The sequence below is a fragment of the Pedobacter cryotolerans genome, assembly GCF_005116475.1.
In the GTDB taxonomy this organism is placed as follows: domain Bacteria; phylum Bacteroidota; class Bacteroidia; order Sphingobacteriales; family Sphingobacteriaceae; genus Pedobacter; species Pedobacter cryotolerans.
The window spans coordinates 705,433-713,849 of record NZ_SWBO01000001.1 but is presented as its reverse complement, the minus strand read 5'-3'; the positions used below and the strand labels follow the sequence as shown (position 1 = coordinate 713,849).

Below are 8,417 nucleotides of genomic sequence, written 5' to 3'. Positions count from 1 at the left end.
CCTGGTACGGTATTTTGGACCTCGCTTTCGAGGTAACAGGTCTAGATCTTCGCCGCTCTGCTTAAAACGGTTATAATATTTCAAAAAACTCTTCCGGTTGGTACCCCAGGCTTTGTAAAGTTCCTCTACAAAACGATATACAGGATGCGATTTTTGCTTTACCAACTCATACTCCCGGATCATCATCCGATAGGTCTGTAGGTACTTCCGTTCTACAGTAAAATCATTTGTGTTTATTGCCATAACAGAATCAATTTAAAAATTTTGATTCTGTTACCGAAATATCTGACTTCTACAAGGATGACACCATTGTTCATTCAATAGCCAAATTTCGGAGGTGAGACACCATAACTTTTCGGAACAAATTTTTAATGATTATTTATTATATAGAGGTTTAGAAAAATTGATAAAAACACGGACTACGAGTGCAATTAAGATTTATTAGAAGTCACTTTTAGACCTCAGAGAGGTCTTATATCTATAGCTAATGTGCAATTATGGTGTGCGACCCCAGCTGGGGTCGAATGAATGCCTTGCATTTGCTATACAGATATTATCCCGCTGGGATAATTTAATCCTCCGTTTAATTTTCTAACCATAATAAGACATTGAAAACATAGGCTAGCGCATTTTTTCCTATATTAACTATGTGCCTATGTGTTTAATTTTTAAACTTCCGAACACTAATGGTGTCTCACCAACCGATAATATAATTTATGCCTTTGCCTAAGAGAAGGTTGTAGTATTAGTTTTGTCAGTCTGAGCTTGTCGAAGACCATACAATTTCCTTCGACAAGCTCAGGATGACATTCTTATCAATGCAATCATTAATGAGCTATTTTAGCACGCTTTGTCATTCTGAACGCAGTGAAGAATCTCTTAGATGAGATTTCACAATGAGATTCCTTCCCGAAAAGTCGGGACAAGCTGTTCCTAGGAATGACAAAACAGTTATTCCCAACTAATCGTAGTTCCATTCTCCGTTGGATGCCCTGTACAAACCAAAATTCTTCCTTTAGCCACTTCGTCATCTGTTAAAACTTCATTGTAATCCATTCTCACACCACCACTAATACAAGTTGCTGTACAAGTGCTGCAAACGCCACCACTACAACTATAAGGCAGATCAATTTTATTAGATAAAGCAACCTCTAAAACCCTTTTAGGCCAAGGCACAGATAAGTGATGTACGTTACCTTTAAAATGCAACACAACCGAATAAGTATTTTTATCTACTACTTTTTCCGTAGCATCATCTTCATCAACCTCATCTTCTGGCATTACAAAAACTTCCTTTTTAACCTGATCTGTTTTAAAACCTGCACCCAATAAAGTAATGCGACAAACATCCATATAATCATAAGGTCCACAGATGTAAAAAAGTGCATTTTCTTTATTAAATTGTAAGTTTTCTTTAACCAACTGGTTGATCAAAAAACCATTTAATCTGGCACGCATTAAATTTTTAGAATTACTAAATAAGTTTATCACTTTTAACCTATCGGGATAAGTAACTTGCCAATTTGCAATTTCAGTTAAAAATAAAGTATCATCAGCCGAGCGACTGCTGTAAATCAGTATAATTTTAGAATTGGTTTCTGCTAACAATGCAGATTTTAAAATAGAAAATAAAGGCGTGATACCAACTCCTGCCCCAAAAAGAAATACGGTTCGTTCAATTTTTTTTTCATCATCATAAACAAACAAACCATTGGGTTCAGCAATTTCTACAATATCTCCAACCGCAAGCTGGTGGTGCATAAATCTAGAAATTTCACCGTTTTCTACCAACTTAACGGCAATAGCAATTGGTTCATCAACATGTGGCGAACTGCAAAATGAATAAGAACGCCTTAGCTCTTTTCCATTTACATTAAATACTAAAGTAATAAACTGCCCAGCTTTGTAGTTGAGCTTTTCGCCATTTAAAGTTTCAAATTCAATTTTGATAACTTCTGTAGGTTGTTTAATTACAGCTATTACGCGGATTTTTTGCAATGACATGGGGCTAAAATAGTAATTTGATTTGTCATTCTGAGTGCAACGAAGAATCTCCTTACAAACGATTTATCTAGAGAGATCCTTCTCCGCCGCGGCGGATCTGGATAACAAAGCAACAAAAAAAGCCATCCGCTAGATGCGAATGGCTTTTGCTTACTCTTTTAAAAACAACTTTTTATTCTACCGTGCTGCTCTGGTTTTCAGTATAAGCAATTAAAGCTTTCTGAGTTTTGTAACCATTGCGTACAGGATTTTCCATAATTTCTTTCATCGAAATGAGTTTGTAAACATATCCCCCTGTTTCACGGTTCAATTTCATTTTGAAATAATTATCTTGATTTTGTCTGTTGATTTGCTTTTTCATGTGGCCATCGCCAACGTTATAAGCCGCCGCAACTAATGCCCAATTATTAAAGATACCATACAATTCTTTAATGTATTTGGCTGCCGCGATAGTAGATTTTTTTAGGTTTTTACGCTCATCTACTTTGCTATTTACCTTTAAACCATACATGCGAGCCGTACCTGGCATAAATTGCCAATAACCAGACGCACCTTTTGGAGAGGTACCGCCTCTTAATCCAGACTCAACTAAGGGCATATATTTAAAATCGTTTGGTATACCATAAGCTGCTAAAATTGGTTCTACAATAGGAAACCATTCTGCTGCTTTGCGGTGTAAACGATTGGTTTGCACATTACGGTAAGAAAATGAAGCTAAAACTCGCATCATTTTGTTGCTTACCCGATCATCACCTATTGGCAATGTTTCTTCTGCAAACGCTAACTGAGCTAAAGTAAATTCCGGCTCTTCGGATTTAGTAACTATAGGGGTGGGATTGTCTTTTTTTGTAGGGGTTGTTGTTGTTGTTTTTACTTTTGGTAGTGTGTAAGCAAACACTTGCGCCATAACCAGTAATGATAAAATTACCGTACATGGAATGATGTGTTTCTTTAGCATCTTCCTCCTTTTTTTTGTGAACAATTATTTTTGGTGCGGCAAAGATACAATTCATTTATCTAATTATCAAGTAGTTGCGAAACTTTGTGCTAAAATCGAGCTTTAAACTACTTTAAACTAAGATTTTTAAAACCTCATTTTAGGCTAAATTTTACTAAATAGATTGATAGAATTTACCTAAATTTGCATCCGCATATTTTATGCGAGTAAAAGCGTATCATGATAAAGAACAATAACAGGAACAGTCGCGATGACAAGTCCAAGGCGGGCGACGGCAAAAGTAGAAGAACTACAGGAACCGATAAACCCAAAGGAAAATATAGTGACAAAGACGGAAAGGATTTTTCGGACAAAGACGACAAAGACAAACGCAAAACTAGTTTTGCAACAGGCGACAAACCGGCTTACAAACCGAGAACAACTCGCGATGGCGACTCTAAGCCATATACTCCAAGAACATCAGCAGGAAAAGATTTCAAACCTCGCACCGATAGAGACAATTCATCAAGAGATTACAAACCAAGAACAGTAAGAGACGGCGATAGCAAACCATATGGAGCTAAACCAACCGGCGCAAGAGATTTTAAGCCTCGTGCCGAAGGTGATGAACCAAGAGCTTACAAACCTAAAACCGATAGTAAAGGCGGTTTTAAACCTTGGGAGAAAAAAGAAAGCGGTAATTCTAATTACAAACCACGAGCTTTTAAAGAAGGTAGCTCAAGAGATGATTCTTCGGAAAAACGTAGCTATGTTAAAAAAGACAATTATATTACCGACGGCGATAAATCAAAATTTGCTGATAAAAAAGGTGGCGCCTCTAGAAGTACAGATAGCCGCCCATACAGAAAACGCGATGAAGGCGGTTACAAAGGCAAAGAAGATCGTGGTGAAAGAGTAGCTCCTGCAACTAGATCAAGAAAAGTTGCAGAACCTAAAGATGATGGCTTAATTCGTTTAAATCGCTACATCGCAAATTCAGGTATTTGTTCTCGTCGCAAGGCGGATGAATTAATTGAAGCTGGTGTTGTTTCTGTAAACAATGTGCCTGTTACCGAACTTGGTCATAAGGTAGATCCTTACAAAGATGAAGTTCGTTACAATGGCGAGTTACTAAAACGCGAAAAGAAAGTTTACGTTTTATTAAACAAGCCAAAAGATTATATTACTACAACAGACGATCCGCAGGAGCGTAAAACCGTAATGCAATTGGTAGAAAAAGCTAGTCGCGAACGCATTTACCCTGTAGGCCGATTAGACAGAAACACTACTGGTTTAATTTTAATGACCAATGATGGTGATTTAGCTGATAAATTATCACATCCTAAAAATGGTATAACCAAAATTTATCATGTAGAGTTAAGTAAAAACTTATCACAGGGTGATTTTAATAAAATACAGGTTGGTTTAGAACTAGAAGATGGCTTAATTAAACCAGACAATATCTCTTACGTAGCTGGTGCAAGTAAAAAAGAAATCGGCATACAAATTCATAGTGGTAAAAACAGAATTGTACGTAGAATTTTTGAACATTTAGGTTACGACGTAGTTAAACTAGATCGTGTAGTTTATGGTAACTTAACCAAAAAAGATTTACCGCGTGGCAGATGGAGATTTTTGGAAGAACATGAATTGATCCAGATTAAACATCTAATTAAATAAAACTTAAATAAAGTCGCTCATAAAAAAAGCGACTTTTTTGATTCTAAAACTGTCTATCCTTTCTTTGCGAAACATTCTTTGCGTATTTTGCGTTAAATAAATTAATGATGAAAAAACTCCTGATTTTATTAACCGCTATATTTATAATGCTGCAAGCTAAAGCTCAAAATTACAACCTTATTATTGGCACCTATACCAACAAGGGCAATAGCGAAGGCATTTATGTTTACAAATACGATAGCCAAACCGCAGCAACTCAATTAAAAAGCACTACTAAAAGCACAAACCCTAGTTATTTGACGGTAAGTAAGGATAAAAAATTTATTTATGCAGTTAATGAGGATAGTAAAAATAGCACCATAAGTTCATTTGGGTTTAACACACAAAGTGGAAGCTTAAACTTTATCGATAAAATATCATCAGAAGGTGCAGATCCGTGTTTTATTACAACTAACGGAAATCAAATTTTAGTGGCTAATTATTCTGGCGGAAGTGTAGTTTCTTTGACAGCCGCTGCTGATGGAAAATTCTTAGCTACTAAACAAGTTATACAACATACAGGTAAAAGCGTTAACGCAGCACGACAACAAAGTGCTCATGTGCATCAAGTACAGCTAACACCAGATAAAAAATATGCAGTTGTAAATGATTTAGGCGAAGACCATGTTTACATTTACAGTATCGCCAAAACAGCTAAAAAAGAACTCACACTTAAATCTAAAATTAAAGTTACCCCAGGCTCTGGCCCAAGGCATTTGGCATTTAGCCCGAACGGAAAATTTGCCTATTTAACACATGAATTTACTGGAACCGTAACTGCTTATAAATATGCTGATGGTAATTTAACCGAATTACAACAAATTGAAACCGTTGACAAAGATTTTAAAGGCAAAATTGACGCTGCAGATATCCATGTATCCGCCGATGGCAAGTTTTTATACCAAACTAATCGTGGTGATTTAAACACGATTTCCTTATTCGCATTAGCAGCTAACGGAACTTTAAAACTTGTAGAAACTGTTAGTACTTTGGGCAAAGGCCCTCGTAATTTTACGATTGACCCGAGCGGAAAACATTTGCTGGTAGCACACCAATACACTAATGATGTGGTGATTTTTAATCGCGATAGCAAAACAGGCAAACTTACCGATAGCGGTAAAAGAATTTCTGTTGGCACGCCTGTTTGTTTGGTTTTTGCTGATTAAATTCTTAATAAAGCTATTAGTTATGAAAAAACTACTTCTTTTATTTTCCTTATTCTATATTACTTTTAGTGCTAGTTCGCAAACCCACAAACTAATTGTCGGCACTTTTACCAGAGCCAATAACAGCGAAGGAATTTACGTTTACAATTTCGACACCAAAACTGCTGAGAGTAAAGCTTTAAGCATTATCAAAAGTCCAGCCGACCAAGGTTATTTAGCCTTAAGCAGTGATAATAAATTTATTTACAGCACTTATATGTTAAAAGATAAAAGTGCTGTAACCGCTTATGCTTTTAACAATAACCATGCAGAAGCTAAAATGCTCAATCAATTACCAGCAGGCCAAAACCCTTGTTACATAATTACCGATGGGATAAATGTAATTACAGCTAACTATGGTGGTGGTAGTATCAATGTTTTTGGAGTTAAAAATGATGGCTCGCTTGATACTGAAAAGCAATTGATACAACATACTGGCAGCGGACCAGACCCAAGGCAGGCAAGTGCACATGCACACCAAGTAATGTTTACACCAGATAAAAAATATGTTTTGGCAGTAGATTTAGGTGAAGACAAGATATACACCTACAGCTACGATGCAAAAGCAGAAAAACCCTTAATATTAAAAACTAATATAAGTACAGATGCGGGTTCTGGGCCACGTCATTTAACGTTTAGCCCTAATGGAAAATATGTTTATTTGGCGCATGAATTTACTGGCAAAATAAGTGTTTTTAATTACCATGATGGAAATTTAACCTTCAAGCAGCAAATAGCAACTACAACACCAAATTTTGAAGGTAAAATTGATGGGGCAGCTATTCAAATTTCAACAGATGGCAAGTTTCTTTATCAAACCAACCGCGGCGATGCAAATACAGTTTCTATATTCAGTATTGCTAAAAACGGAAGTTTAAAACTTATTGAAACAGTAAGTACTTTAGGTAAAGGCCCTCGCTTTTTTACCATAGATCCTAGCGGGAAATTTTTGTTAGTAGCGCATCAATATACAAATGATGTTGTGATTTTTAATAGAAATAAAAAAACCGGAAAACTTAGCGATAGCGGTAAACGCATTAATGTTGGCACGCCAGTTTGTTTGGTTTTTAGTAGATAGTAGTTAGTTTATTAGGTTTAATCGTCATTGCAAGGGAAGCGGAGCGACGAAGCAATCTTTCCTTCTATTAAAACCCTGCGTGGTGTAACCTGCAAGATAGATTGCTTCACTCCAACGCAAATCCTCCTCTTCAGTTCGCAATGACGAAACTATTAAAGCAATGGCATTAAGCAAAAACCTGCGTGATTTAAACCTGATTGTAGTGGAAATACTTTTTTTAAAACCTCGTAGGTTTTTAGAAACCTACGAGGTTTGAGAAAAAAAGTATTGGAACGAAAAGCAGGACTAACATTAAAATGAAACGCTGAATCTGCTTTTCAGATCTAATTACACACCAGCTTTAGATTTCTCTAAAACCTCTTTATAATAATCAATATACATCGGCAAAATCTTTTTTAAATCGAAATCTTGAGCCCTTTTTAAAGCGTTTTCTTTGAAGTAATTTAGTGTTTCTTCATTACTCAAAATGGTAATTGCCTTATTCGCCATGTCGTCTATATCGCCAACATTGCACATGTAACCACAAAAATCATCGATATTTAACTCGGGTAAACCGCCAGCGTTTGATGTTATTACGGGAACTTTACAAGCCATTGCCTCTAGTGCGGCTAAACCAAAACTTTCAGATTCTGATGGCATAATAAACAAATCTGAAACCGATAAAATTTCTTCAACCGCATCTTGTTTACCTAAAAACCTTACATGCTCGTTAATGCCAAGCTCTCTACACAATTGTTCGTTGGCATTACGTTCTGGCCCATCGCCTACCATTAAAAGTTTAGAAGGAATTTTTTCTAAAACCTTTTTAAACATCTTAATTACATCGTGCGTACGTTTTACCTTTCTAAAATTTGAGGTATGAATTAAAATACGCTCGTTATTTGGGGCAATTGCTTTTTTAAAATGATCTTTGGGTTGTAAACTAAAGCGATTAAAATCTATAAAATTGGGAATTACTTTAATCTCTTTTTTAATCTCGAAATGATTGTAAGTATCTTCTTTTAAATCTTGCGAAACGGTTGTAACACCATCACTCTGGTTAATTGAAAAAGTTACTACGGGTTTATAAGTTGCATCTTTACCAACCAAAGTAATATCGGTACCATGTAATGTGGTTACAAACGGTATGTTAATGCCATAAGTTGCCAATATTTGCTTAGCCATAAAAGCGGCAGAGGCATGTGGAATTGCATAATGTACATGTAAAATATCTAATTTTTCGAACCGAACTACATCTACTAATTTACTGGCAAGTGCAGATTCATAAGGCGCATAATCAAAAAGCGGATAATCTCTTACCGAAACTTCGTGATAAAATAAATTTGCAGAGAAAAAATCTAAACGGGCGGGCTGACTATAAGTAATAAAATGAACCTGGTGACCTTGGTTAGCAAGTGCTTTACCCAATTCTGTTGCCACAACACCGCTACCACCAAAGGTAGGATAACAAACAATTCCTATTTTCATTTAATAC

At 36.0% G+C, this 8,417-nt stretch carries 7 protein-coding genes; 3 read left to right on the top strand and 4 right to left on the bottom strand.

Annotated features, from left to right (window positions below):
- The 3 genes from FA045_RS03200 to FA045_RS03190 form a co-directional block, all read right to left on the bottom strand.
- Positions 1-243: hypothetical protein (locus FA045_RS03200; protein ID WP_136874364.1), on the bottom strand; the 243-nt coding region annotated here is incomplete at its 3' end.
- Between the two features lie 708 nt (positions 244-951).
- The gene (locus tag FA045_RS03195) at positions 952-2,004 is read right to left on the bottom strand and encodes a ferredoxin--NADP reductase (protein ID WP_136874362.1); all 1,053 of its coding nucleotides are present in this window, start codon (positions 2,002-2,004) and stop codon (positions 952-954) included.
- A gap of 172 nt (positions 2,005-2,176) precedes the next feature.
- The gene (locus tag FA045_RS03190; protein ID WP_136874359.1) at positions 2,177-2,962 is read right to left on the bottom strand and encodes a lytic transglycosylase domain-containing protein; all 786 of its coding nucleotides are present in this window, start codon (positions 2,960-2,962) and stop codon (positions 2,177-2,179) included.
- A gap of 219 nt (positions 2,963-3,181) precedes the next feature.
- Here FA045_RS03190 and FA045_RS03185 point away from each other — a divergent pair, with 219 nt between their 5' ends.
- The 3 genes from FA045_RS03185 to FA045_RS03175 all read left to right on the top strand — a co-directional run bounded on the left by FA045_RS03185 (position 3,182) and on the right by FA045_RS03175 (position 6,943).
- On the top strand, positions 3,182-4,621 hold the full coding sequence (locus FA045_RS03185) for a pseudouridine synthase (RefSeq protein ID WP_136874358.1): 1,440 nt from the start codon (positions 3,182-3,184) through the stop codon (positions 4,619-4,621).
- 104 nt (positions 4,622-4,725) lie between these two features.
- Positions 4,726-5,826 (top strand): lactonase family protein, encoded by a 1,101-nt coding sequence (locus tag FA045_RS03180; protein ID WP_225871250.1) that lies wholly within the window; start codon positions 4,726-4,728, stop codon positions 5,824-5,826.
- Between the two features lie 22 nt (positions 5,827-5,848).
- Entirely contained in the window at positions 5,849-6,943 is a 1,095-nt protein-coding gene (locus FA045_RS03175) for a lactonase family protein (RefSeq protein ID WP_136874356.1), read from the top strand.
- A 327-nt stretch (positions 6,944-7,270) separates the two neighbouring features.
- Here FA045_RS03175 and bshA read toward each other — a convergent pair whose 3' ends face one another.
- Complete coding sequence (gene bshA, locus FA045_RS03170) at positions 7,271-8,410, bottom strand: N-acetyl-alpha-D-glucosaminyl L-malate synthase BshA (protein WP_136874354.1); 1,140 nt, start codon at positions 8,408-8,410, stop codon at positions 7,271-7,273.
- Positions 8,411-8,417 lie beyond the last annotated feature (7 nt).

Excerpts from the sequence above, each read along its gene's own strand:
- FA045_RS03195 (WP_136874362.1), bottom strand. The coding sequence starts at position 2,004 with ATGTCATTGCAAAAAATCCGCGTAATAGCTGTAATTAAACAACCTACA.
- FA045_RS03190 (WP_136874359.1), bottom strand. The coding sequence starts at position 2,962 with ATGCTAAAGAAACACATCATTCCATGTACGGTAATTTTATCATTACTG.
- FA045_RS03185 (WP_136874358.1), top strand. The coding sequence starts at position 3,182 with ATGATAAAGAACAATAACAGGAACAGTCGCGATGACAAGTCCAAGGCG.
- FA045_RS03180 (WP_225871250.1), top strand. The coding sequence starts at position 4,726 with ATGATGAAAAAACTCCTGATTTTATTAACCGCTATATTTATAATGCTG.
- FA045_RS03175 (WP_136874356.1), top strand. The coding sequence starts at position 5,849 with ATGAAAAAACTACTTCTTTTATTTTCCTTATTCTATATTACTTTTAGT.
- bshA (WP_136874354.1), bottom strand. The coding sequence starts at position 8,410 with ATGAAAATAGGAATTGTTTGTTATCCTACCTTTGGTGGTAGCGGTGTT.